Below are 25,638 nucleotides of genomic sequence, written 5' to 3'. Positions count from 1 at the left end.
TCCGGCTGAGGGATGGTCTTTTTGCCGGAAACAAAGGATATGCGGAAACGTTTTCGTTTGCACGAAAAAAAAGGGCGCTAATGCGCCCTCTGAACGTTAATTGGTGAACGGGATGACAATTTCACCCGGTTTCACCTCAATCCCTTTGGCATATTTTTTCGCTAACGCTTCGCCTTCGCTGCTGTCTTCCCGCAGAACGTAGGCCGGTTGCTGATTAAAATAATTGCGCAGCGACTGGTTGAGATAAGGCATCAGCGTTTGTAATACCGGCTGCATTTTCTCCGGAGTTACCGTGACGTCCACCACTTCCATCTCTTGTAAGAAAATGGCGCCTTTCTCTTTGTTAAAGACCGGCAACGCTTTCAGCTTCAGTTTCATGGTGGCTTTTTGATTGCCAAACAATGAGCTCATATCGAGATTCGCATCGCCGGTAAGCGTCACTTTATTAGGCTCTTCCCGACCGATCTGGCTGCTCAGGTTGGAGAGCACAATATGCGCGTCGGCAACGCCGGGTAAGCCAATATCTTTGGAAAAGTTATTCCGTTTCTCCAGTGCCTGGTTAATCTCTTGTTCACTGATCGTGTACTGTGTGAGTTGATTACAGCCAACCAACAGGCCGCTAACTAATAACGCAGCGGCAAAAAAAATCTTTTTCATGGGGTTCCTCAACATGATGCCCGTGTTGTAATCCTGACACAAAGCAGCATGTGGCACCAGCACGCAACGCGCCAGCAGAAAAAACTGAAATAACGGCCGCCCAATGCAACAGCCGTTTTTTTCAGCAGCGAACCGGGCATCAATCAGGCTCCCGGCTCCAGCATTCCGTTCGGGGTGCGTTTATGGCTAAATTGCCATCCCAATGCCAGGAAGGTGATAACGCCGATAATCGCCAGCATGACCCAGGGCAGTTCGGGTTGGTCCATGATTTTGCCCATATCGAACAACCAGCCGCCGCCGATATAGCCAATCGCCCCGCCAATGGCGAGCCCCAGACGGCTAAAGCCCATATAGCTGCCGCGCGCACGTGCATCTGAAAGTGACGCGCTGAGCGTTTCACGGGCGGGTTCTGCAATAATGGAACCGATATAGAATGTGCAAATCAGCGTGAAGAGTTGCTGCAAATCACTCACCAGTCCAATAGGCAGCATACTGAGCGACATTAACAACAGGCCAGCCATCAACCGGTGTTCGAGACGGAAACGTTTTTCGCTCCACCGCGCAATGGGGTAGAGGAGAGTCAGGGACAGGCACGCTTCAATGGCGTACATCCATTTCACGGCGGCCGGAGAGCCTGCGATATCATTGACCATGATAGGTAGCATTAACATCACCTGAACGGCCAGCATGTAATACCCCGCCAGCGTCAGAACATAGGTGACAAACCGTTTGTCCCGCATGACGCGTCCCATCCCTTCACGGACGGGGGTACGCACGGTCGAAAGCTTCCAGGCCGGGAGTAGCCAGGCGTTGAACGCGGCACAGAGAATAAACAGCACCGCGCCGGTCGCGCAGACCAGACGAAAATCATACTGTAACAGCCAGCTGCCCAGTAATGCGCCAATCACCGCGCCCGCGCTGTCCTGCATCATGAGCAAAGAGAAGAACCGGCCACGCTGTTCCGGGCGGATCAGTTTGACCACCAGCGCGGAGCGTGGCGGATCAAACAGCGTGCCGCCCAGACCTGAAAGGAAGCAGGAAAACCACAACAGCCAGGGATCCTGAGCAATGCCCATGGTGGCGAATCCGGCTGCGCGCATCAGCATGCCGGTGACGATCATCGGTTTGGCGCCAAAGCGGTCGGCGATGGCCCCGCCAAATATCCCCAACCCTTGCTGAATAAACTGGCGCAGGCCGAGCGCAATCCCCACCATGACGGCGGCCCATCCCATTTGATCGACGAATCGAATGGAAATAAGCGGGAACACGACAAAAAAGCCCAACACCACCAACATATTATCGATGAGCAGGAAATATTTACCCAGGTTCCTCGCCTGCGAGACGCGCGACATTTCCCCTCCCGGGAAATAAAAGATGTGCACCTCCTATTCTGCGGTGTCGCCAGGGCTTTTCCCACCCTCGCGGGGACAATATTTTTTTATCAAGAGTCCGTCTTGATAGAGAGATTTCATCAAAATGTGTGAATAATCCAAAAAATGACTATTTGCACTTTTCACAGAGTGCGTGGCCGCAGGTATAGTAACGTTATCAGGGGTGTGAAGACGTTACGGGAAGGAGTGGGTATAGAATGTTTGGCTATCGCAGTAACGTGCCAAAAGTGCGCTTAACAACCGACCGTCTGGTCGTGCGTTTAGTGCATGAGCGTGATGCCTGGCGTCTGGCAGATTATTACGCAGAAAATCGTCATTTTTTAAAACCCTGGGAACCCATTCGCGATGAAAGTCACTGCTTTCCGTCGGGCTGGCAGACGCGGCTGAGCATGATCGCTGAGTTTCATAAGCAGGGTACGGCATTCTATTTTGCGCTGCTCGATCCGGACGAAAAAGAAATTATTGGCGTGGCGAATTTTTCCAACGTGGTCCGCGGCTCGTTTCACGCGTGCTATCTGGGGTATTCCATTGCCCAGAAGTGGCAGGGAAAGGGGCTGATGTTCGAAGCCTTAAGCTCGGCAATTCGTTATATGCAACGCACACAACACATGCACCGGATTATGGCAAATTATATGCCGCACAATAACCGTAGCGGCGATTTACTGGCGCGACTCGGTTTTGAAAAAGAGGGGTATGCGAAAGATTACCTGTTGATTGATGGGCAATGGCGCGATCACGTGCTGACGGCGTTGACAACAACTGAATGGACCCCCGGACGTTAATCCTCTGGACGCGATGGAGAAAGACAATGAAATATGAATTAACCGCCACTGAAGCGCGAGTGATTGGCTGTCTGCTTGAAAAACAGGTGACGACGCCTGAACAATATCCTCTGTCGGTGAACGGCGTGGTGGTGGCCTGCAATCAAAAAACCAACCGTGAACCGGTGATGAACTTATCGGAGCATGAGGTCCAGCAGCAGCTTGATGCTCTGGTCAAACGTCATTTTCTGCGCACGGTGAGCGGGTTTGGCAATCGCGTCACCAAGTATGAACAGCGCTTTTGCAACTCCGAATTTGGCAATTTAAAGTTGAGCGCGGGCGAAGTCGCCGTCGTGACCACACTGCTCCTGCGCGGCGCGCAAACACCGGGTGAACTGCGCAGCCGTGCCTCCCGTATGTATGAATTCAGCGATATGGCAGAAGTAGAAGCCACGCTGGAGAAACTTGCCTCCCGGGAGGACGGCCCGTATGTGGTGCGTCTGGCGCGTGAACCGGGTAAGCGTGAAAGTCGTTATATGCATCTGTTTTGTGGCGAGGTGGATGAACAGGCTGCCCCGACGGATGAACCGCAGGCGCAGGCGGGATCTGCCGATCTGCACGCCCGCGTAGAGGCGCTGGAGAGTGAAGTAGCGGAGCTGAAACAGCGGCTCGATTCGTTGCTGGCGCATCTGGGAGACTAAGGTGAAAAAATTGCGGATTGGCGTGGTAGGGCTGGGCGGGATCGCGCAAAAAGCCTGGCTGCCGGTGCTGGGAACCTCCGGTGACTGGACGTTACAGGGCGCCTGGTCCCCATCACGGGACAAAGCATTGCGTATTTGCGAAAGCTGGCGGATACCTTACGCCGACTCGCTGGTGAATCTGGCGTCAACCTGTGACGCTGTTTTTGTTCACTCCAGCACGGCGACCCACTACCAGGTGGTCAGCGAATTACTGAATGCCGGGGTGCACGTTTGTGTCGACAAACCGCTGGCGGAGAATCTGCGCGATGCCGAGCGGTTGGTCGAACTGGCGGCCCGCAAAAAACTGACGCTGATGGTCGGGTTTAACCGTCGGTTTGCGCCGCTGTACCGCGATTTAAAGGCGCAACTCTCAACAGCGACCTCCTTACGCATGGACAAGCACCGCGCTGACAGCGTAGGGCCGCACGATCTGCGTTTTACACTCCTCGATGATTATCTGCACGTGGTCGACACGGCGCTGTGGCTGGCGGGGGTCGCATCGCAACTCAAAAGCGGAACCTTGCTGACCACGGATGCGGGGGAGATGCTGTATGCCGAACACCATTTTGCGGCAGAACAGTTGCAAATCACCACCAGTATGCATCGACGTGCCGGGAGTCAGCGCGAATCCGTGCAGGCGGTGACCGACGGGGGCGTTTATGAGGTGACAGACATGCGCGAATGGCGTGAAGAGCGTGGGCAGGGCGTGGTGCTCAAACCGATTCCCGGCTGGCAAACCACGTTAGAGCAGCGTGGATTTACCGGATGCGCACGTCATTTTATTGAATGTGTGGAAAATCAGACGGTTCCGGAAACCGCCGGTGAACAGGCGATTCTGGCGCAGCGGGTGGTGGAGAAACTGTGGCGCGATGCGATCAGCGAATAGGGTGACAGTTTTTTGAGGCGTTCAGAAAGCGCAGGGTCTGCAGACCCTGTAACATCTGGCGGTAGTAATTCATCTTAATCCAGGTAGACTATACCCCACTTGATATTACGCCTCTTCCAACGCCTGCTTTGCAGGCGTTTTGCCGTAGAGTCTGGAATAAAACATACATGAATTTATTAAAATCACTGGCTGCCGTTAGCTCAATGACCATGTTTTCACGTGTGCTCGGTTTTGCGCGTGACGCTATTGTCGCCAGAATTTTTGGTGCCGGGATGGCCACCGATGCCTTCTTTGTGGCATTCAAATTACCCAATCTGCTGCGCCGTATCTTTGCCGAAGGGGCATTTTCACAGGCGTTTGTGCCTATTCTGGCGGAATATAAAAGCAAACAGGGTGAAGATGCGACCCGGGTTTTTGTTGCCTATGTCTCAGGCTTGCTGACCCTTGCGCTGGCGGTAGTGACCGTGGCGGGTATGCTGGCCGCGCCGTGGGTGATAATGGTCACGGCCCCAGGGTTTGCGAACACGGCAGATAAATTCGCCCTCACCACCCAACTGCTGCAAATTACCTTTCCTTATATACTGCTGATCTCACTCGCGTCACTCGCCGGGGCAATCCTCAATACCTGGAACCGTTTTTCGATTCCGGCGTTTGCGCCTACCTTTCTGAACGTCAGCATGATCGGCTTCGCGTTGTTTGCGGCGCCGTATTTTGACCCGCCGGTCTTAGCGCTGGCCTGGGCGGTGACGGTTGGCGGTGTTTTACAACTGGTTTATCAACTGCCGCATTTGAAGAAAATCGGCATGCTGGTATTGCCGCGTATTAACTTTCGCGATGCGGGTTCGATGCGTGTGGTGAAACAGATGGGGCCGGCGATTCTCGGTGTCTCCGTAAGCCAGATCTCGCTAATCATCAACACCATTTTCGCCTCGTTTCTGGCGTCCGGTTCGGTCTCCTGGATGTATTACGCTGACCGACTGATGGAATTCCCGTCCGGCGTACTGGGCGTGGCGCTCGGGACGATTCTGCTGCCATCGCTGTCGAAAAGCTTCGCCAGCGGCAATCACGATGAATACAACCGCCTGATGGACTGGGGGTTGCGCCTCTGCTTCCTGCTGGCGTTACCGAGCGCGGTGGCGCTGGGCATTCTGTCGAAGCCGCTGATCGTTTCGCTGTTCCAGTACGGAAAATTCACCGCGATGGATGCGTCGATGACGCAACGGGCGCTGGTGGCCTATTCGGTCGGTTTGATCGGCTTAATTGTGGTGAAAGTGCTGGCGCCCGGCTTTTATTCGCGCCAGGACATCAAAACGCCAGTCAAAATTGCCATCGTGACGTTGATTATGACGCAGCTGATGAACCTGGCGTTTATTGGTCCGTTGAAACATGCGGGGTTGTCGCTGTCGATTGGTCTGGCGGCGTGTCTTAATGCCTCTCTGCTGTACTGGCAGTTGCGTAAGCAAAAGATCTTCACCCCTCAGCCGGGCTGGATGTGGTTCCTGACCCGTCTGGTGATTTCCGTGCTGGTGATGTCAGCGGTGTTGGTAGGCATGCTCTCTATTATGCCGGAGTGGTCACAAGGGACCATGCTGTGGCGTCTGTTACGCTTAATGGCGGTGGTGGTGGCGGGTATCGCGGCCTATTTTGCAGCGCTTGCCATCCTCGGTTTTAAAGTGAAAGAGTTTGTCCGCCGGACGGCGTGATATGCGAAATGATGCCTGATGGCGTTGCGCCTGTCAGACCTGCAAAACGCAGGTCTGGCAGGGGATGATTGCCAACCGGCAATCAGATAGAGATTTTTTTACCGCCGCGGTGGGAAGAGGATGTCTGACCGTTGGCGCTATACAACGCCGGTTCCTGATGGGGCTTGAGTACGTCAAGCGCCTGCTGATTGCGTGCGATTTGCCCTTCCAGCAGCCAACCGTTGTGTCGGTTTTGGTCGCGAAGGTGCTGCGTTTTCTCAGTAATAACCTGCCAGCGCTCGGCAAAATCATCATTTGCGCTTTTCTGCGCCGCTTGTTCATGACGACGCTGTTGTTCCAGATAATCCAGGGTGGCCAGCAACGAGCTTTTTTCTTCTGTAATACGTTGTAAGTGGCTACCGTTAATCTGACCCGCAGATAAGTGCTGCTGCTCGGCATCCATCACCGTTTTCAGGTCATTGAGGACGGCCGTCATATGATCCAGTATTTCTGACAGACGAGTCATACTTTTATTTACTCTGCAGGTAGCTCTGTGTTTCACGGATCAATGCGTCGGCAATTTTGCCGGTGTCCATTTTGAGTTCACCGTTACGAATCGCCGTTTTCAGTGCTTCAACGCGTTCCATATTGATATCGCTGGAACCGGGTTGCATCAGCTTCGCCTGAGCATCGCTTAACGTCACACTGGCACTCTTCGTCGTCGATGTTTTTTCCTGACGCGTTTTTTGTACCTGCGTGTCGCCGGTGTCGCGCGGTTGGACAGTGCTAACGGGTTTCAAAGGTGAGGTACGGTCAATGCTCATGTTATTTTCCTCATCGAGGGGTTGCGTAGTAGCGACCAGCTATCATTATTTCGTTGATTATTCATATCGGCAGCCACGACAAAATCTTTAACGTATTATAGATTAATAAGAATATTCCCATCAGGGTCGACGGTTCCATTGACCACCTGGCCTGACAGCATGCGGACACGCGCGCTTTGCGCAACGGCGGCATTGTTCAATGCCTGACCTTCCGCATTGACGCTAAACCCATCGCCGCTGGCGATCACCACCACGCGCTGACCGGCTTTTATTCGCCAGGCCTGGCGCAGTTGGGTGAGCTGTACGGGCTGACCGGGAGCGAGATCGCGCAAACTGACGGCATCCTGAATCTGATTGATATCCAGCACCGTGCGCGGCGGCAGCTGATCCAGACGTCCGCGTTTTAGCGTCACGCTGGCCGGGCCCAGTTTTCCACCCCGAGCGACGGGAACGGCGGCTACGACGTAGTTGCCGGTCGCCTGGACGTTGACCTGAAGGTAACGTTTTTCATTGCCGCAGCGCGCCAGCACGTTCACATTACCCCATAATTTCGCACTGCCCGGCACACTCAGTGCCGGTTGCTCACACTGTGCAGGTAACGTGGGCGATGTGCGAAGGGTGACGACCACCTCATCGCTAAACCCCACCAGACGCGCCGAAAACCAGTCAGTCAGCTGCGCGTTCAGATCCTGTGCCATCGACAACGGGCTGAAGAGCAGCGCCATCACAGCGATTCCCCGTTTTAACGTTTGCATCGTCATCTCCCGCCTGTTGTAAGCAATGGCTGGATTCTACCTGTGTGCCGCCGCCATCAACGGAACAAATAGCGACGCATTTTGCGTTTATTCCGGCGATAACGCGCGCGTGATGGGATTTAAGCTGTCGGCTGAATTTTGTCATTTGCGGGGGAGATATGCTCGACAAGCTCGATGCCGCCTTACGTTTTCAACAAGAAGCGCTCAATTTGCGTGCCCAACGTCAGGAGGTGCTGGCGGCGAATATCGCCAACGCTGATACGCCGGGGTATCAGGCGCGAGACATGGATTTTGCCAGTGAACTCAAAAAAGTGATGGTGCAAGGACGGGCCGAAACCAGCGGTGTTTCACTGGCACTGACCTCTGCGCAACACATTCCGGCCCAGACGCTGGCGTCTCCCTCTGCGGATCTGCTCTACCGTATTCCAGACCAGCCTTCTCTCGATGGTAACACCGTCGATATGGACAGGGAGCGTACGCAGTTTGCCGACAACAGTCTGAAATACCAGATGGGGCTCACCCTAATGAGCAGCCAAATCAAAGGCATGATGAACGTGCTACAGGGAGGGAACTAATCCGTGGCGCTGTTAAACATTTTCGATATTGCGGGTTCGGCGCTGACGGCGCAGTCCAAACGGCTCAACGTCGCCGCCAGTAACCTGGCGAACGCCGACAGCGTGACGGGGCCAGATGGCCAGCCGTACCGCGCAAAACAGGTCGTTTTTCAGGTTGATGCAGCACCCGGTGCCGCGACGGGCGGCGTGAAGGTGGCGGATGTCATTGAAAGCCAGGCGCCAGACAAACTGGTGTTTGAACCCGGCAACCCGCTGGCCGATGCCAATGGCTACGTCAAGATGCCGAATGTGGATACGGTTGGCGAGATGGTGAACACCATGTCGGCATCGCGCAGCTACCAGGCAAACGTCGAAGTACTCAACACAGTGAAGAGCATGATGCTTAAAACGCTGACACTTGGCCAGTAAAGGAGGCGCGTATGTCTATTGCCGTCAATATGAATGACCCGACGAACACGGGCGTCAAATCTGCCAGTAGCGGCAGTTCGTTAACCGGGAGCAATTCCGCCGATCTGCAAAACAGTTTCCTGACCTTGCTGGTGGCGCAGCTGAAAAACCAGGATCCGACGAACCCGATGGAAAACAACGAGCTGACCTCGCAGTTGGCGCAGATCAGTACCGTCAGCGGAATCGAAAAATTGAACACCACGCTGGGGGCGATTTCAGGGCAGATCGACAACAGCCAGTCGATGCAGGCCAGCACCCTGATTGGTCACGGGGTCATGATTCCGGGCACCACCATTTTGGCAGGTAAAGGAACCGAAGAAGAGGCCATCACCACCACCACGCCGTTTGGCGTTGAGCTACAACAGCCTGCTGACAAAGTCACCGCCACGATTACCGATAAAGACAACAAAGTGGTTCGCACCATTGATATCGGCGGACTGAAGGCGGGCGTGCACACCTTTACCTGGGACGGGACTCTCACCGACGGGACCACCGCGCCGAACGGCTCCTACAACGTGGCGATCACCGCCAGCAACGGCAGTACGCAACTGGTCGCACAGCCGTTGCAGTTTGCGATGGTACAGGGCGTTATCCGCAACAATGGCGGTAACACGCTGGATTTAGGGACCTACGGAACCACCACACTCGACGAAGTACGGCAGATCATCTAAGCCTTCACACTTATCAGGAGTAAGACATGGCCTTTTCTCAAGCGGTCAGCGGCCTGAACGCTGCAGCCACCAACCTCGATGTCATTGGTAATAACATCGCCAACTCCGCCACCTATGGGTTTAAATCCGGGTCGGCCTCATTTGCCGATATGTTTGCCGGTTCCAAAGTGGGGCTGGGCGTTAAAGTGGCGGGGATCACCCAGGACTTTACCGATGGCACCACCACCAACACCGGGCGTGGCCTGGACGTTGCCATCAGCCAGAACGGTTTCTTCCGTATGGTGGATAGCAACGGGTCTGTTTTTTATAGCCGTAACGGTCAGTTTAAACTCGACGAAAATCGCAACCTGGTCAACATGCAGGGTCTGCAACTGACCGGTTATCCGGCCACCGGTACGCCGCCGACGATCCAACAGGGCGCGAACCCGGCACCGATTACGATCCCTAACACGCTGATGGCGGCAAAAACCACCACCACCGCGTCCATGCAGATCAACCTGAACTCTACCGACAAAGTACCGACCAAAACGCCATTCAGCCCAAGCGATGCGGATTCCTACAACAAAAAAGGCACCGTCACGGTATTTGATAGCCAGGGTAATGCCCATGACATGAACGTCTTCTATGTCAAAAACTCGGACAATACCTGGGAAGTGCATACTCAGGATTCGACGACCGGCGAAGCCGCAAAATCGGCGGGTTTTATGCGCTTTGATGAAAATGGCGTGTTCTTAGGAATGAGCAAGACGGCGACAGAAGCCGTTCCTGTTCCTCCGGCAACCCCGTGGCCAACGCAAATCAACGTCGCCACTGGCGTGGTGAACGGCGCAGAGCCCGCCAATTTCTCCCTCAGTTTCCTGAACTCCATGCAGCAAAACACCGGCGAGAGCAACATCGTGGCCACTAACCAGAACGGCTACAAGCCGGGCGATCTGGTGAGCTATCAGATTAATGATGATGGCACCGTGGTGGGGAACTACTCCAACGAGCAGAAACAGGTTCTGGGGCAAATCGTACTGGCGAACTTTGCCAACAACGAAGGGCTGGCTTCTCAGGGGGATAACGTCTGGGCTGCCACACAGTCTTCGGGTGTTGCGCTGCTGGGTACGGCGGGTACCGGTAACTTCGGTAAGTTGACCAACGGCGCGCTGGAAGCCTCTAACGTGGATCTGAGTAAAGAACTGGTGAACATGATTGTCGCCCAGCGTAACTATCAGTCTAACGCGCAGACCATCAAGACCCAGGATCAGATCCTCAACACGCTGGTCAACCTGCGCTAAGCGCCTGACAGGATGGCTTAATGGATCACGCAATTTATACCGCCATGGGGGCGGCCAGTCAGACCCTGAATCAACAGGCGGTGACGGCCAGCAACCTGGCCAATGCCTCAACGCCGGGTTTTCGTGCGCAGCTCACTGCGTTGCGCGCGGTGCCGGTTGAAGGGCTTTCTTTACCGACGCGCACCCTGGTCACGGCCTCTACCCCAGGGGCCGATATGACCCCGGGGCAGATGGATTACACCTCACGACCGCTGGATGTCGCGTTGCAGCAGGACGGTTGGCTGGCCGTACAAACCGCCGACGGCAGCGAAGGGTATACCCGCAACGGCAGTATCCAGGTGAGTCCGACCGGCGAACTGACGATTCAGGGGCACCCGGTGATTGGCGAAGCGGGTCCGATCGCCGTGCCGGAAGGCTCCGAAATTACCATCGCGGCGGATGGCACCATCTCGGCCCTGAATCCCGGCGATCCGGCGAACACGGTGGCGCCGGTGGGACGTCTGAAACTGGTCAAAGCGATGGGCAATGAAGTGCAGCGCGGCGACGACGGCATGTTCCGTCTGACCGCGGCGACACAGGCGACCCGTGGCCCGGCCCTGCAGGCCGATCCGTCCATTCGTGTCATGTCAGGCGTCCTGGAGGGCAGCAACGTCAGTGCCGTCTCCGCCATGAGCGACATGATCGCCAGCGCCCGTCGTTTTGAAATGCAGATGAAAGTGATCAGCAGCGTTGATGACAACGCAGGCCGCGCTAACCAACTGCTGTCGATGAGTTAATACAGGACATTTTATGATCAGTTCATTATGGATCGCCAAAACCGGTCTCGACGCCCAGCAAACCAATATGGATGTGATTGCCAACAACCTGGCAAACGTCAGCACCAATGGTTTTAAGCGTCAGCGCGCGGTGTTTGAAGATCTGCTTTACCAGACGATTCGCCAGCCTGGCGCCCAGTCTTCAGAGCAGACGACATTACCCTCCGGTCTGCAAATTGGTACCGGTGTTCGTCCTGTCGCCACGGAGCGTCTGCACAGTCAGGGCAATTTGTCTCAGACCAACAACAGCAAAGACGTCGCCATCAAAGGGCAGGGCTTTTTCCAGGTCATGCTGCCGGATGGCACGTCGGCCTACACCCGTGATGGTTCATTCCAGGTCGATCAAAACGGTCAACTGGTGACGGCGGGCGGTTTTCAGGTTCAGCCTGCGATCACGATCCCGGCGAACTCACTCAGCATCACCATCGGCCGTGACGGCGTGGTGAGCGTGACGCAGCAGGGACAGGCGGCACCCGTTCAGGTTGGCCAGTTGAACCTGACCACGTTTATGAATGACACCGGTCTGGAAAGCATCGGCGAGAACCTGTACACCGAAACGCAATCGTCGGGCGCGCCAAACGAAAGTACGCCGGGTTTGAACGGTGCGGGTCTGTTGTATCAGGGCTATGTCGAAACCTCCAACGTGAACGTCGCGGAAGAGCTGGTGAATATGATCCAGGTTCAGCGCGCTTACGAAATCAACAGTAAAGCGGTGTCGACGACCGATCAGATGCTGCAGAAACTGACGCAACTCTAACGTGTTGGCCGGTGGGGTGAAAACCTCACCGGCACACTGATTTTGAAGATGAAGGCAATGCGAAAATACGCGCTTCACCCATACCCGATGATAGCCCTGCTGGTGGTTTCACTGACAGGATGTGCCTGGATCCCCGCCACGCCGCTCGTGCAGGGCGCGACGACGGCACAACCAATACCTGGCCCGACGCAGGTGGCGAATGGCTCCATCTTTCAGTCTGCACAACCGGTGAATTACGGCTATCAGCCGCTATTCGAAGACCGACGTCCGCGTAACATTGGCGATACGTTGACGATTGTCTTGCAGGAAAACGTCAGCGCCAGCAAAAGCTCCTCAGCCAATGCCAGCCGTGATGGCAAAACGAATTTTGGCTTCGACACCGTTCCTCGCTATCTGGAAGGATTATTTGGTAACGCGCGTGCGGACGTAGACGCTTCCGGCGGAAACTCTTTCAATGGCAAAGGCGGCGCGAACGCCAGCAACACCTTTAGCGGCACGCTGACGGTTACCGTCGATCAGGTGTTGGTGAATGGCAATTTACATGTGGTGGGTGAAAAACAGATCGCCATCAACCAGGGCACTGAATTCATCCGCTTCTCCGGGGTCGTGAATCCACGCACGATCAGCGGCAGCAACAGCGTTCCGTCAACGCAGGTTGCGGATGCACGCATAGAGTATGTCGGTAACGGCTACATAAACGAAGCGCAGAATATGGGTTGGCTGCAGCGTTTCTTCCTTAACTTGTCGCCGATGTAAGCGAGGTTTCCAGTGTTTAAATCTTTTATTGGCGTCGTACTGCTGCTGGCGACGACCTTTGCGCATGCCGATCGTATCCGCGATCTGACCAGTGTTCAGGGCGTGCGTGAAAACTCGCTGATTGGCTACGGACTGGTGGTCGGGCTGGACGGCACAGGCGATCAGACCACGCAAACCCCGTTCACGACGCAAACGCTCAATAACATGCTCTCTCAGATGGGGATTACCGTCCCGACCGGGACGAACATGCAGCTGAAAAATGTGGCGGCGGTAATGGTCACCGCCAGTTTTCCGGCGTTTGGTCGCCAGGGGCAGACCATCGATGTGGTGGTTTCCTCAATGGGCAACGCCAAAAGTTTGCGTGGCGGGACACTGTTAATGACCCCGCTAAAAGGGGTCGATAGTCAGGTCTACGCGCTGGCGCAGGGGAATATTCTGGTCGGCGGGGCCGGGGCGTCCGCCGGAGGCAGCAGCGTCCAGGTGAACCAACTGAATGGCGGGCGCATTACCAATGGCGCGGTGATTGAGCGGGAACTGCCGAGCCAGTTTGGTGGGGGTAATACCCTTAATCTGCAGCTCAACAATGAAGATTTCACCCTGGCGCAGCAGATCACCGACACCATCAACCGCTCCCGGGGTTTTGGCAGCGCGACGGCGCTGGATGCGCGCACGATCCAGGTGCGGGTGCCGAGCGGCAACAGCTCTCAGGTCCGTTTCCTCGCCGATATTCAGAATATGGAAGTGAACGTCACGCCGCAGGACGCGAAAGTGGTGATTAACTCACGAACCGGCTCCGTGGTGATGAACCGTGAAGTGACGCTGGACAGCTGTGCTGTCGCGCAGGGCAACCTGTCGGTGACGGTGAATCGCCAGGCTAACGTCAGCCAGCCGGATACGCCGTTTGGCGGTGGGCAAACGGTCGTTACACCGCAAACGCAGATCGACCTGCGCCAGAGCGGGGGGTCACTACAAAGCGTGCGCTCCAGCGCGAACCTGAACAACGTGGTACGGGCGCTTAACGCCCTGGGCGCGACGCCGATGGATTTGATGTCCATTCTGCAGTCCATGCAAAGCGCAGGATGCTTACGGGCGAAGCTGGAAATTATCTGATGATTGGAGAAAGCAAACTGCTGGCCAGTGCGGCCTGGGATGCCCAGTCGCTCAACGATCTGAAGGCCAAAGCAGGGCAGGACCCGGCGGCGAACCTCCGCCCGGTCGCCCGCCAGGTTGAGGGGATGTTCGTGCAGATGATGTTGAAAAGCATGCGTGAAGCGCTGCCGAAAGATGGCGTGTTTAGCAGCGACTCGACACGCCTGTATACCAGTATGTACGACCAGCAAATTGCGCAACAGATGACGGCAGGTAAAGGTCTTGGGTTGGCGGAGATGATGGTCAAACAAATGACTGAGGGGCAGGCCCAGCCTGCCGATGACGCGCCACAGATACCGATGAAGTTCTCACTGGAAACGGTGACCAGCTATCAAAATCAGGCGTTGACGCAACTGGTACGAAAAGCGATGCCCAAAACCCCCGAGAGCCACGATGAACCGCTCTCGGGCGACAGCAAAACGTTTCTTGCTCAGCTTTCCCTCCCCGCACGCCTGGCAAGCGAGCAGAGCGGCGTCCCGCACCACCTGATTCTGGCGCAGGCGGCGCTGGAATCCGGGTGGGGGCAGCGGCAAATTCGCCGTGAAAACGGCGAACCCAGCTTTAACATTTTTGGTGTTAAGGCTTCGGGAAGCTGGAAGGGCCCCACCACGGAAATCACCACCACGGAATTTGAAAACGGTGAGGCGAAAAAGGTGAAAGCCCGATTCCGCGTCTACAGCTCGTATCTGGAGGCGCTGTCGGATTATGTGGGGCTGTTAACCCGTAACCCGCGCTACGCTGGGGTGACGTCAGCATCCAGTGCGGAGCAGGGCGCACAAGCCTTGCAAAACGCGGGTTACGCCACTGATCCGCACTATGCGCGCAAATTAACCAGCATGATCCAACAGCTGAAGTCGATGAGCGAAAAAGTGAACAAAACGTACAGCGCGAATCTCGACAATCTCTTCTAAATAGCTCAAGTCCAGCAAGCCGCTGCCGATAATAACCTGTATTGAAGGATTAAAAGGAATCTCCATGTCCAGCTTGATTAACAACGCCATGAGTGGACTTAACGCGGCCCAGGCTGCGTTAAATACCGCCAGTAACAACATCGCCAGTTATAACGTTGCGGGATATACCCGACAAACCACCATTATGTCGCAAGCGAACAGTACGTTAGGTGCGGGTGGTTGGGTCGGCAATGGCGTGTATGTCTCAGGCGTGCAGCGCGAGTATGACGCGTTTATCACCAATCAGCTGCGTGCAGCCGAAAACCAGAGCAGCGGGTTGACCACCCGTTTTGAGCAAATGTCGAAAATCGACAACCTGCTTTCCAGTAAAACCAGCTCAATTTCGACCTCGATGCAGGACTTTTTCACCAGTCTGCAAACGTTGGTCAGTAACGCGGAAGATCCCGCAGCGCGTCAGGCGCTGATTGGAAAAGCGAACGGACTGGTAAACCAGTTTAAGACCACCGATCAATATCTGCGCGATCAGGATAAGCAGGTCAACACGGCTATCTCGTCCAGCGTTGAGCAGATCAACAACTATTCGAAACAGATTGCCAGCCTGAATGACCAGATCTCTCGTCTGACCGGCGTGGGGGCAGGGGCATCGCCAAACGACCTTCTTGACCAGCGCGATCAGCTGGTGAGCGAGTTAAACAAAATTGTCGGCGTTGAGGTCAGCGTCCAGGATGGCGGCACCTATAACCTGACGATGGCAAACGGATACACCCTGGTACAGGGCAGTAATGCACGTCAACTCGCGGCGGTGCCATCCAGCGCCGATCCTTCGCGGACCACGGTTGCCTATGTTGATGCGGCGGCCGGAAACATTGAAATTCCTGAGAAACTGCTCAATACCGGCTCGCTCGGCGGCCTGATGACGTTCCGCTCTCAGGATCTGGACCAGACCCGTAATACCCTGGGCCAGTTGGCGTTGGCGTTGGCCACTGAATTTAATACCCAGCACAAAGCGGGTTTTGATGCCAACGGCGATGCCGGTAAAGACTTTTTCGCTATCGGAAAACCCTCGGTTATCGGTAACGCCAAAAATAGCGGTAATGCGGTATTAACAGCTGAAGTGGATGACAGCACAAAAGTGCAGGCCACGGATTATAAAGTGGTGTACGACGGCAGTAAGTGGCAGGTCACGCGTCTTGCGGATAACACCACTTTCGAAGCAAAACCCGATGCCAACGGTAAGCTGGATATTGACGGCCTGAAAGTGACGGTCAGCGGAACGCCGGGAGCGAAAGCCAATGACAGCTTTACGTTAAAGCCGGTCAGTGACGCCATTGTTAACATGAAGGTCATGGTCACCGATGAGTCGAAAATCGCCATGTCCGGCCTTAAGGATTCCGGCCAGAGTGATAACCGCAACGGTCAGGCGCTGCTGGATCTGCAAACCAAAGCCACCGTCGGCAATAAAACCTTTAACGATGCTTACGCCACGCTGGTCAGTGATGTGGGGAATAAAACCGCCACGCTGAAAACCAGTAGCACCACCCAGGGCAATGTGGTGACCCAACTGACGAACCAGCAGCAGTCAATCTCTGGCGTCAATCTTGATGAAGAGTATGGCAACCTGCAACGTTATCAACAGTACTATCTGGCGAATGCGCAAGTCCTGCAAACGGCCAGTTCGATGTTTGATGCGCTGATGAACATTCGCTAAAGGAGAGGGGCTTAAATGCGTATCAGTACCCAGATGATGTACCAGCAGAATATGCGTGGCATCACCAATTCCCAGGCCGAATGGATGAAGTACGGCGAGCAGATGTCCACGGGCAAGCGTGTTATCAATCCGTCGGATGATCCGATTGCCGCTTCGCAGGCCGTTGTCTTGTCTCAGGCGCAGGCGCAGAACAGTCAGTACACGCTGGCGCGTTCGTTTGCCAGGCAAAAAGTGTCGCTGGAAGAGAATGTGTTAAACCAGGCGACAACGGCGATTCATAGTGCACAAGAGAAAATCGTCAATGCGGGTAACGGTACCTTAAGTGACGATGACCGTGCCTCGTTGGCGACAGACTTGCAGGGGATTCGCGATCATCTGATGAACCTGGCGAACAGCACCGATGGTAACGGGCGCTATATTTTTGCCGGTTATAAGACTGAAAGCGCGCCGTTTTCCCAGACGGACGGCGCATACCGCGGTGGTCGTGAGAGTGTCACCCAACAGGTTGATGCTTCCCGCACGATGGTGATTGGCCACACCGGCGATCAGATTTTTAATAAAATCACCAGTAATGCTGTGCCGGAGCCAGACGGCAGCGCTTCTGAAACCAGCTTGTTCAAAATGCTGGATAGCGCTATCGACGCGCTGAACACGCCTGTGGCGGGCGATGATGTGGCAAGAGATAAAGCGTCGGCGGCGATTGATAAAACCAACCGGGGCTTAAAAAACTCGCTGAATAACGTACTGACGGTGCGGGCAGAGTTGGGGACGGAACTGAGGGAGCTTGATTCACTGGATGCGTTGGGAAGCGATCGCGCGTTGGGCCAGACGCAGCAAATGAGCAACCTGGTCGACGTGGACTGGAATGCGGCAATCTCTTCGTATGTGATGCAACAGGCGGCGCTACAGGCGTCTTATAAAGCGTTTACCGATATGCAGGGTATGTCGCTGTTTCAGCTAAACCGATAATCTTTTTTAAAACATACCGTGAAACCGGGTATGTTTTATCTGCCCGCTCCATCACCCCGGAGCGGGCTTTTTTTTGCGCCTGATCCAGCATAAATAACGTAGTGATAAGACAAAACTGCGCACGATGGTTATGTGTTATCTGCAACGCGAACATGGGCGATTTACAGACACAAAAGCGGCATTGACAAGCCGCAGCGACCGAATTAAGGATAAAAAAAAGCCGACCAGAAGGTCGGCTTTAGCGGTTTTTCTGCTTATTCTATCGGCTGAGGACGCGTTGGTTGCGCTGACGCCTGATGCGTTGCACTGTGACCCCCGGCAGCCCCTTTACCTTCAAAGGCAAACTCAGGACGCTGCCAGTCGCTGTGCCGCGGCGCTTCCGGAACATATTCCGGTGCCGGAGCACGGGTCATCGGCGCAGTGGCGTGGTGGCTTGCTGGCAGAGATTCAACGGCGAAAGGCGCGGTCTCTTCAATGACTTCAGCCGCGACAACAGGTGCAATCACCTCGACTTTCGCGTCTTCTTCCACCACAACGACAGGTTCAGCGACCTCGGCAACCACTTCAGGTTCAGCGACAACGTCCGCAGGTTCGGTGATTACGGTTTCCTGAACCTCTTCCACTGCTTTCGCTTCAGAAATGATTTCTTCGGCAACAGGGGCATCCGCTTGCGCGATAACCTGTGGCTGCTCAGCAACGGCCGTTGCGATGACTTCCGGGTGCGTCGTTTCCACAACAGTCGTTTCCACAACAACAGACTGCGGCTCGACAGCAACCGTTTCGGTCTGAACTGGCGCCTCTACAATCTGCTCGACGGCAACGGCTTGCGGCTCCATCGCGGTGGTTTGGGTGACTACCGGTGCGATCTCTTGTTCACGCTGCTCTTCAACCTGAGCATCCTGAGGACGAACAACCGGGTAACGGATCCACACTTTGCCAGAGGCCATTTCCGGAGAAGCACAGGCGATGGTCAACGGCATCGGTGACTGAACCGGGTAGCGCTCATCACGGTAGCGACGACGGCGTTGGCCACTGACGCGCAGATGACGAGGTGAACGACGTGAGCGACGCGGCATACCGTTGTTGTCGCGCGCGTCGGCGTTCTCTTCCTGTTCTACGGTAGTATCGGCGACAACCGGCAGATCCAGTTTTGCCAGCTCAGTACGTTGAACCGGTGCTGTTTGCTCTACAGCCTGGGTCGCAACATTCTCAACGACCGCAGTGGCCGCGAGTTCGACGTCAACCGCTGCGCTCTCACCGTAACGTACTTTCTGGTTCAGCTGGCGTTGTTTACGACGCGGTTGAGGCTGACGAACGCGCTCTTCCTGTTCAACTTCCTGTACCGGTTGCTCATCAAGGTTGAGCGCTTTAACTTCCTGCTGCGCCTGACGTTTGTCGTCGCTACGACGACGATTACGATCGCGACGCGGCGCTTGCTGCTCATCACCGGATTTGGCTTTTTCGCTAACGTCATTGACCGTCTGCTGACGGTTGTCGCGCGACTCTGCATTTTGCGGCGAAGGCTGACGGCGGTTACGACGGTTCTCTTCGCGGTTTTCACCGCCTTCTGAACGTTCGCCACGATCACTGCGGTCACCACGCTCATTGCGGTTATCACGGCGGTCATTACGATCGCGACGATTGTTCTGGCGCGGCTTGCGGCGATCCTGCTGACGTTCCGGTTTCTCTTCCGCTTTGGGTTCTGCTTGCTCAACCGGTTTCGCTTCTTCACTGCCAGCGAACATGGATTTCAGCGCGCCAAAGAAACGGCTTAACAGACCCGGCTGTGCAGCGGCGGCTGCAACGGTCACTGCGGCTGCCTTCGGCGCAGTGGCTTTAACAACGGACTCTGTAGGTTCTGGTGCAGGCGGAACTTCTGGCATGGCAAAGGTCGCCAGCGCCGGTTGCTCAGGGCGTTTACGCTCGGCGTACTCTTCTTCAGAAGGTAATGCCATTGCCTCTTCATGCAGTTTCGGCAGCATATAGCTCAGAGTCGGTGTTTCTTCGCCTTTACGGACACGCAGCACGGAGTAGTGCGGAGTTTCCATCTGATCGTTTGGTACGATCACACAGCGAACGCCATCCTGACGCGTTTCAATCGCATTCACCGCGTTACGTTTTTCGTTCAGCAGATATGAAGCGATCGGCACAGGAACAATCGCGTGCACTTCCTGGGTGTTTTCTTTCAGCGCTTCTTCTTCAATCAGACGCAGAATAGACAGGGACAGCGATTCATTATCACGAACGGTGCCGGTGCCGCTACAGCGTGGGCAAACGTGATGGCTGGATTCACCCAGAGATGGGCTCAGGCGCTGACGGGACATCTCCAGCAGGCCAAAGCGGGAAATATGGCTGATCTGAATACGCGCGCGATCCTGGCGTACCGCTTCACGCAGACGGTTTTCAACCGCGCGCTGGTGGCGAACCGGGGTCATATCGATAAAGTCGATAACAATCAGGCCGCCGAGGTCACGCAGACGCAGCTGACGAGCGATTTCATCCGCCGCTTCCAGGTTGGTGTTGAACGCTGTCTCTTCGATATCACCGCCGCGCGTAGCGCGAGCAGAGTTAATATCGATAGCGGTTAACGCTTCGGTGCTGTCGATAACGATGGAACCGCCGGAAGGCAGGCGGACTTCGCGCTGGAATGCAGATTCGATCTGCGATTCGATCTGGTAGTGGCTAAACAGCGGAATTTCACCGGTGTAAAGCTTAATCTTGCTGCTGAAATCCGGGCGACCCAGCGCTGCGATGTGCTGGCGCGCCAGTTCGAGCACTTTCGGGTTATCGATGAGGATTTCACCGATGTCCTGACGTAAATAGTCACGGAAAGCACGAACGATAACGTTACTTTCCTGGTGGATCAGGAACGGAGCATGGCGGCTTTCAGCCGCTTTCTGAATGGCTTCCCAGTGTTTAAGACGGAAGCTCAGATCCCACTGCAGCGCTTCGGCAGATTTGCCGACGCCAGCGGTACGCACGATGAGCCCCATGCCATCAGGCAGTTCCAGGCTCGCCAGCGCTTCTTTTAACTCGGTACGATCGTCGCCTTCGATACGACGAGAGATGCCGCCCGCACGCGGGTTGTTCGGCATCAGCACCAGATAGCTCCCCGCCAGACTGATAAATGTCGTCAGCGCGGCACCTTTGTTGCCACGCTCTTCTTTATCAATCTGAACAATAACTTCCTGGCCTTCGCGCAACACATCTTTAATGTTTGGACGACCATGGGCGTTGTAATTGGCGGGGAAATATTCGCGGGCAATTTCTTTTAACGGGAGGAAACCGTGACGTTCAGCGCCGTAATCAACAAAAGCGGCTTCCAGGCTCGGTTCAATACGGGTAATTTTGCCTTTATAGATGTTTGCTTTTTTCTGTTCATGTCCAGGACTTTCGATATCCAGGTCGTACAGACGTTGCCCATCTACAAGGGCGACACGCAACTCTTCCTGCTGAGTTGCGTTGATTAACATTCTTTTCATCGTAACTTACTCATTATTCTTACATTGACGACTAAGCTGCGGGCAAAGTAACGCCTTTCCGGGTGTGAACCGATGGCCTCGTGACTATTCGCGTCGCCAACCTCACGGTTGTCGTCAGCTCAAAGAGGCGCAGAGTGTCGGTTGCCTGTATTTCAAACGGAAACACAGCGCAATTATCAGGGGAACAGTCTGGGTATTACTCTCCAGAGAAGATCCTATCTACCGGTAAGGACTGCAACCCGCAGCCCGCTAACTGTCTGAAAGATCAATACGTCTTACGCCATTGCTGCGTTGATGATCGGTCAGACAAAATGGGTTATTCCGTAAAAGTTCTTGTTTTAGCAAGTTTCAACACGGAAACAGCCTCATTATTCCACTGCTAACCTTGTTATAGCAAGATGACTTTTACCATTTATCACCCGGTTACTCACAGTTTTTTCACTTCTGCAGAGTGATTGGTTTAATAACCGCCAAAATGAAGAAGTGGACGGTGAGTGAACGGGTGTAAAAGTAAATATAAGCATAGAAAAATGAGTGGCGCTAATCTCAATGGCTATTTAGAATCGCCCACCATGAAAACAGAGACTCCATCCGTAAAAATGATTGCCATTTCAGCAGACGAAGCTGGGCAACGAATCGACAACTTTTTACGCACGCAACTTAAAGGCGTGCCAAAAAGTATGATTTATCGCATTTTGCGTAAAGGCGAAGTGCGGGTGAACAAAAAGCGCATCAAACCCGAGTATAAGCTGGAAGCCGGTGATGAAGTGCGTATTCCGCCAGTGCGTGTTGCCGAACGCGAAGAAGAGGCGGTTTCGCCGCATCTGCAAAAAGTCGCGGCATTGGCAGACGTCATTCTCTATGAGGATGAGCACATTCTGGTGCTGAATAAACCTTCCGGTACGGCTGTGCATGGCGGAAGCGGGCTCAGTTTCGGGGTGATTGAAGGTTTACGCGCACTGAGACCAGAAGCACGTTTCCTGGAACTGGTGCATCGCCTTGACCGTGACACCTCCGGCGTATTGCTGGTGGCGAAAAAACGGTCTGCTTTGCGTTCGCTGCATGAACAGTTGCGCGAAAAGGGAATGCAAAAAGATTACCTGGCGCTGGTGCGCGGTCAGTGGCAGTCGCACGTCAAAACGGTCCAGGCACCTTTATTAAAGAATATTCTGCAAAGCGGTGAGCGTATTGTGCGGGTAAACCAGGAAGGTAAGCCGTCGGAGACACGTTTCAAAGTGGAAGAACGCTATGCGTTCGCCACGCTGGTGCGTTGTAGTCCGGTTACTGGAAGAACCCATCAGATTCGTGTTCACACCCAATATGCCGGACATCCTATCGCATTTGACGATCGTTACGGCGATCGTGAGTTCGATAAACAGCTGGCGGGCACAGGGTTATCGCGACTCTTTCTCCATGCCGCAGCGCTGAAGTTTACCCATCCCGGCACCGGAGAAGTGTTACGTATCGAAGCGCCGATGGATAACCAACTGAAGCATTGTCTTCAGGTATTGCGTAACAAAGCCTAAGGCGCTTTGCTTGTCTGGCCTATGGGGGAATTCCATTGTAGGCCAGATAAGACGCTTGCGCGCGGCATCAGGCTGTCACACTAGGCCTTCAGCGGGTTCATCTCTTCCCGGCGCAGCATCTGACACAGCGCAATCAACGGCAGCCCAATGAGCGTGTTCGGGTCTCGTCCCTCTAAGCGCTCGAAAAGCGCGATGCCGAGTCCTTCGCTTTTAAAGCTCCCCGCACAATGTAATGGGCGTTCTTTGCGGACATAGTCCTCGATTTCCGTTTCGCTCAGATGACGGAAATGGACATCGAAAGGCTCGACTTCTGTTTGCAAGTGCCCGGTTGCGGAATGATAAAGCGCAAGCCCGGTATAAAACGTCACAATATTCCCGCTGGCTTTCGCTAATTGTTGCCGTGCTTTTTCTTCGGTTAGCGGTTTACCGGTAATTTCGCCGTCCAGAACGCAAATCTGGTCGGAACCAATGATCAGATGATTTGGGAAACGGTGGGCGAGAGATTGTGCTTTTTCCTGTGCCAGACGCAATACCAGATGTCGCGGCGCTTCGCCTGGCATCGGGGTTTCGTCGACCTCTGGGGCTGCGCATTCGAAGGGGATACACAGCTTTTCGAGCAACGCGCGACGCCAGGGTGACGTTGAAGCGAGAATCAGTTGCGGCATATTTTTTTCCCCAGATATAGCGTAATGATGTGAGCCATTTTAAACTAGGCGCCGGGACGTTCAAGCGTGCCACAGCGGCTTGTCCTGATTGATTTTAAGACTGTGACTCGCAATGTGTGCGAATTATTGGCAAAAGGCAACCGCACGTTGCCTTTTTCTTTGACTATATGACGTTACAAAGTTAATATGCGCGCCCTATGCAAAAGGTAAAATTACCCCTGACTCTTGATCCGGTTCGTACGGCTCAAAAACGCCTCGATTATGAAGGTATCTTTCCTTCCGATCTGGCTGAGCGCGTCGCCGATTCTGTAGTCAGTGTGGACAGTGATGTGGAATGCTCCATGTCGTTCGCTATCGATAACCAACGTCTCGCCGTTATTACGGGTGATGCGAAGGTTTCGGTAACGCTCGAATGCCAGCGTTGCGGGAAGCCGTTTCCACACCATGTACACACAACGTATTGTTTCAGTCCTGTCCGTTCTGACGAACAAGCTGAAGCACTCCCGGAAGCGTATGAGCCGATTGAGGTTAACGAATTCGGTGAAATCGATCTGCTTGCAATGGTAGAAGATGAAATTATCCTCTCCTTGCCGGTAGTTCCGGTGCATGATTCTGAACACTGTGAAGTGTCCGAGGCGGACATGGTCTTTGGTGAATTGCCTGTTGAAGTGCAAAAACCAAACCCATTTGCCGTATTAGCCAGCTTAAAGCGTAAGTAATTGAGGAGTAAGGTCCATGGCCGTACAACAGAATAAACCAACCCGTTCCAAACGTGGCATGCGTCGTTCTCATGACGCTCTGACCGCAGTCACCAGCCTGTCTGTAGACAAAACTTCTGGTGAGAAACACCTGCGTCACCACATCACTGCCGACGGTTTCTACCGCGGTCGCAAGGTAATCGCTAAGTAATCACGCGTTACTCAACGGATTTCGTATTTCAGGAAACCGGCAAGCGAGAGGATCCCCACTGCACAGGTTACTCTGCCCTGGGGTGAATAAGCGCGGTCAGTGCGCCTGCGGTGTGAATGCCGAAGAGTACAAGCGTGATGAAGCTTAGTGAGGATTTCCCCGTGTAAGCGGGGAAACACCAAACCGGGCGGCGACGATACCTTGACACGTCTAACCCTGGCGTTAGATGTCATGGGGGGCGATTTTGGCCCTTCCGTGACAGTGCCTGCAGCACTGCAGGCACTGAATTCTAATTCGCAACTCACACTTCTTTTAGTCGGGAATCCCGATACAATCACGCCATTACTTGCCAAAGCTGACTTTGAACAACGTTCGCGTCTGCAGATTATCCCTGCACAGTCAGTTATTGCCAGTGATGCCCGGCCTTCGCAAGCGATCCGCGCCAGTCGCGGTAGCTCTATGCGTGTGGCCCTGGAGCTGGTGAAAGAAGGTCGAGCTGAGGCCTGTGTGAGCGCCGGTAATACGGGCGCGCTGATGGGACTGGCGAAATTATTGCTCAAACCCCTTGAGGGGATTGAGCGTCCGGCGTTGGTGACGGTTTTACCGCATCAGCAAAAGGGCAAAACGGTGGTGCTGGATCTTGGCGCCAACGTCGATTGCGACAGCACGATGTTAGTGCAGTTCGCCATTATGGGCTCCGTATTAGCGGAGGAGGTGGTTGGCATAACCAACCCTCGAGTGGCGCTACTTAACATCGGCGAAGAAGAAACCAAGGGTCTCGACAGTATTCGGGATGCCTCAGTGGTGCTAAAAACAATCCCTTCCATCAACTACATCGGCTATCTTGAAGCTAATGAATTATTGACGGGGAAAACCGATGTTCTGGTATGTGATGGATTTACAGGTAATGTCACATTAAAGACAATGGAAGGTGTTGTCAGAATGTTCCTCTCACTGCTGAAATCTCAGGGTGAGGGTAAAAAACGGTCGTGGTGGCTGCTGTTATTAAAACGTTGGTTACAAAAAAGCCTAACGAGGCGATTCAGTCACCTCAACCCCGACCAGTATAATGGCGCCTGTCTGTTAGGATTGCGCGGCACGGTGATCAAAAGTCATGGTGCGGCCAATCAGCGAGCATTTGCGGTCGCGATTGAACAGGCAGTGCAGGCGGTGCAGCGACAAGTTCCTCAGCGAATTGCCGCTCGCCTGGAATCTGTATACCCAGCCGGATTCGAATTGCTGGATGGTGGCAAAAGCGGGAGTTCGCGGACACACAAGTAATCATGTGGCCGTCTCGCTGTTAACGCACCAGCAGTTTGTTC

26 protein-coding genes are annotated in these 25,638 nt (G+C 54.5%); 19 read left to right on the top strand and 7 right to left on the bottom strand.

The features are described from left to right. Positions 1-96: 96 nt before the first annotated feature. Entirely contained in the window at positions 97-657 is a 561-nt protein-coding gene (locus tag AC07UY_RS08305) for a lipoprotein (RefSeq protein WP_203358180.1), read from the bottom strand. Positions 658-800: 143 nt separating this feature from the next. Next, complete coding sequence (gene mdtH / locus AC07UY_RS08300; protein ID WP_494659967.1) at positions 801-2,009, bottom strand: multidrug efflux MFS transporter MdtH; 1,209 nt, start codon at positions 2,007-2,009, stop codon at positions 801-803. A gap of 236 nt (positions 2,010-2,245) precedes the next feature. Here mdtH and rimJ point away from each other — a divergent pair, with 236 nt between their 5' ends. From rimJ to murJ, 4 genes are all read left to right on the top strand, one after another. Continuing rightward, the gene (gene rimJ, locus AC07UY_RS08295; RefSeq protein ID WP_203358178.1) at positions 2,246-2,830 is read left to right on the top strand and encodes a ribosomal protein S5-alanine N-acetyltransferase; all 585 of its coding nucleotides are present in this window, start codon (positions 2,246-2,248) and stop codon (positions 2,828-2,830) included. Positions 2,831-2,856: 26 nt separating this feature from the next. After that, positions 2,857-3,510 (top strand): YceH family protein, encoded by a 654-nt coding sequence (locus tag AC07UY_RS08290; protein ID WP_494659966.1) that lies wholly within the window; start codon positions 2,857-2,859, stop codon positions 3,508-3,510. Between the two features lies 1 nt (position 3,511). After that, positions 3,512-4,435, top strand: coding sequence for a Gfo/Idh/MocA family protein (locus AC07UY_RS08285; protein WP_494659965.1), 924 nt, complete (start codon positions 3,512-3,514; stop codon positions 4,433-4,435). Positions 4,436-4,602: 167 nt separating this feature from the next. Continuing rightward, the gene (gene murJ, locus AC07UY_RS08280; protein WP_494701019.1) at positions 4,603-6,138 is read left to right on the top strand and encodes a murein biosynthesis integral membrane protein MurJ; all 1,536 of its coding nucleotides are present in this window, start codon (positions 4,603-4,605) and stop codon (positions 6,136-6,138) included. A gap of 82 nt (positions 6,139-6,220) precedes the next feature. Here the strand turns inward: murJ and flgN are convergent, their stop codons facing one another. From flgN to flgA, 3 genes are all read right to left on the bottom strand, one after another. Further along, positions 6,221-6,643, bottom strand: a complete 423-nt coding sequence (flgN, locus tag AC07UY_RS08275) for a flagella biosynthesis chaperone FlgN (RefSeq protein ID WP_192611870.1) — start codon at positions 6,641-6,643, stop codon at positions 6,221-6,223. A gap of 4 nt (positions 6,644-6,647) precedes the next feature. Continuing rightward, positions 6,648-6,941: a flagellar biosynthesis anti-sigma factor FlgM gene (flgM, locus tag AC07UY_RS08270; protein ID WP_203358174.1), complete on the bottom strand. Its 294-nt coding sequence runs from the start codon at positions 6,939-6,941 to the stop codon at positions 6,648-6,650. A gap of 95 nt (positions 6,942-7,036) precedes the next feature. Beyond that, positions 7,037-7,696: a flagellar basal body P-ring formation chaperone FlgA gene (gene flgA / locus AC07UY_RS08265; protein ID WP_494659963.1), complete on the bottom strand. Its 660-nt coding sequence runs from the start codon at positions 7,694-7,696 to the stop codon at positions 7,037-7,039. Positions 7,697-7,854: 158 nt separating this feature from the next. Here flgA and flgB point away from each other — a divergent pair, with 158 nt between their 5' ends. The 11 genes from flgB (at position 7,855) to flgL (ending at position 17,734) form a co-directional block, all read left to right on the top strand. Continuing rightward, on the top strand, positions 7,855-8,271 hold the full coding sequence (gene flgB, locus AC07UY_RS08260) for a flagellar basal body rod protein FlgB (RefSeq protein WP_162378998.1): 417 nt from the start codon (positions 7,855-7,857) through the stop codon (positions 8,269-8,271). A gap of 3 nt (positions 8,272-8,274) precedes the next feature. Beyond that, positions 8,275-8,679 carry a flagellar basal body rod protein FlgC gene (flgC, locus tag AC07UY_RS08255; protein WP_192611873.1) on the top strand — a complete coding sequence of 135 codons (405 nt, stop codon included), beginning with the start codon at positions 8,275-8,277 and terminating at the stop codon, positions 8,677-8,679. Between the two features lie 11 nt (positions 8,680-8,690). Beyond that, on the top strand, positions 8,691-9,389 hold the full coding sequence (flgD, locus tag AC07UY_RS08250; RefSeq protein ID WP_276292104.1) for a flagellar hook assembly protein FlgD: 699 nt from the start codon (positions 8,691-8,693) through the stop codon (positions 9,387-9,389). A 26-nt stretch (positions 9,390-9,415) separates the two neighbouring features. Next, positions 9,416-10,669: a flagellar hook protein FlgE gene (gene flgE, locus AC07UY_RS08245; protein WP_494659962.1), complete on the top strand. Its 1,254-nt coding sequence runs from the start codon at positions 9,416-9,418 to the stop codon at positions 10,667-10,669. 20 nt (positions 10,670-10,689) lie between these two features. After that, complete coding sequence (gene flgF / locus AC07UY_RS08240) at positions 10,690-11,445, top strand: flagellar basal-body rod protein FlgF (RefSeq protein ID WP_301698630.1); 756 nt, start codon at positions 10,690-10,692, stop codon at positions 11,443-11,445. A 13-nt stretch (positions 11,446-11,458) separates the two neighbouring features. Next, positions 11,459-12,241 (top strand): flagellar basal-body rod protein FlgG, encoded by a 783-nt coding sequence (flgG, locus tag AC07UY_RS08235; protein WP_162378993.1) that lies wholly within the window; start codon positions 11,459-11,461, stop codon positions 12,239-12,241. A gap of 57 nt (positions 12,242-12,298) precedes the next feature. After that, a complete protein-coding gene (gene flgH, locus AC07UY_RS08230; protein WP_494659961.1) occupies positions 12,299-12,997 on the top strand; it encodes a flagellar basal body L-ring protein FlgH in 699 nt (232 codons plus the stop codon). Positions 12,998-13,009: 12 nt separating this feature from the next. Continuing rightward, entirely contained in the window at positions 13,010-14,107 is a 1,098-nt protein-coding gene (locus tag AC07UY_RS08225) for a flagellar basal body P-ring protein FlgI (protein ID WP_203358170.1), read from the top strand. Further along, the gene (gene flgJ / locus AC07UY_RS08220) at positions 14,107-15,057 is read left to right on the top strand and encodes a flagellar assembly peptidoglycan hydrolase FlgJ (protein ID WP_494659960.1); all 951 of its coding nucleotides are present in this window, start codon (positions 14,107-14,109) and stop codon (positions 15,055-15,057) included. Before AC07UY_RS08225 ends, flgJ begins: the two co-directional genes overlap by 1 nt. Before the next feature lie 64 nt (positions 15,058-15,121). After that, complete coding sequence (flgK, locus tag AC07UY_RS08215) at positions 15,122-16,765, top strand: flagellar hook-associated protein FlgK (protein WP_494659959.1); 1,644 nt, start codon at positions 15,122-15,124, stop codon at positions 16,763-16,765. Between the two features lie 15 nt (positions 16,766-16,780). After that, entirely contained in the window at positions 16,781-17,734 is a 954-nt protein-coding gene (gene flgL, locus AC07UY_RS08210) for a flagellar hook-associated protein FlgL (RefSeq protein ID WP_494659958.1), read from the top strand. A gap of 254 nt (positions 17,735-17,988) precedes the next feature. On the opposite strand, the gene rne is transcribed toward flgL, so the two are convergent. Beyond that, a complete protein-coding gene (gene rne / locus AC07UY_RS08205; RefSeq protein ID WP_494701018.1) occupies positions 17,989-21,216 on the bottom strand; it encodes a ribonuclease E in 3,228 nt (1,075 codons plus the stop codon). Between the two features lie 572 nt (positions 21,217-21,788). Here rne and rluC point away from each other — a divergent pair. Further along, positions 21,789-22,742 (top strand): 23S rRNA pseudouridine(955/2504/2580) synthase RluC, encoded by a 954-nt coding sequence (rluC, locus tag AC07UY_RS08200; RefSeq protein WP_203358166.1) that lies wholly within the window; start codon positions 21,789-21,791, stop codon positions 22,740-22,742. An 80-nt stretch (positions 22,743-22,822) separates the two neighbouring features. Here rluC and AC07UY_RS08195 read toward each other — a convergent pair whose 3' ends face one another. Further along, the gene (locus AC07UY_RS08195; RefSeq protein WP_192611883.1) at positions 22,823-23,407 is read right to left on the bottom strand and encodes a Maf family protein; all 585 of its coding nucleotides are present in this window, start codon (positions 23,405-23,407) and stop codon (positions 22,823-22,825) included. A 197-nt stretch (positions 23,408-23,604) separates the two neighbouring features. Here AC07UY_RS08195 and yceD point away from each other — a divergent pair, with 197 nt between their 5' ends. From yceD to plsX, 3 genes are all read left to right on the top strand, one after another. After that, positions 23,605-24,126, top strand: coding sequence for a 23S rRNA accumulation protein YceD (gene yceD, locus AC07UY_RS08190; protein WP_192611884.1), 522 nt, complete (start codon positions 23,605-23,607; stop codon positions 24,124-24,126). A gap of 16 nt (positions 24,127-24,142) precedes the next feature. Then, complete coding sequence (rpmF, locus tag AC07UY_RS08185) at positions 24,143-24,316, top strand: 50S ribosomal protein L32 (RefSeq protein WP_000290724.1); 174 nt, start codon at positions 24,143-24,145, stop codon at positions 24,314-24,316. A gap of 201 nt (positions 24,317-24,517) precedes the next feature. Next, positions 24,518-25,597: a phosphate acyltransferase PlsX gene (gene plsX / locus AC07UY_RS08180; RefSeq protein WP_203358165.1), complete on the top strand. Its 1,080-nt coding sequence runs from the start codon at positions 24,518-24,520 to the stop codon at positions 25,595-25,597. The last annotated feature ends 41 nt before the right edge of the window (positions 25,598-25,638 follow it).

It is taken from the genome of Citrobacter sp. GW821-FHT02E08, assembly GCF_059421685.1.
The sequence above is the reverse complement of the archived record's forward strand: the minus strand, read 5'-3'. Positions and strand labels throughout refer to the sequence as shown.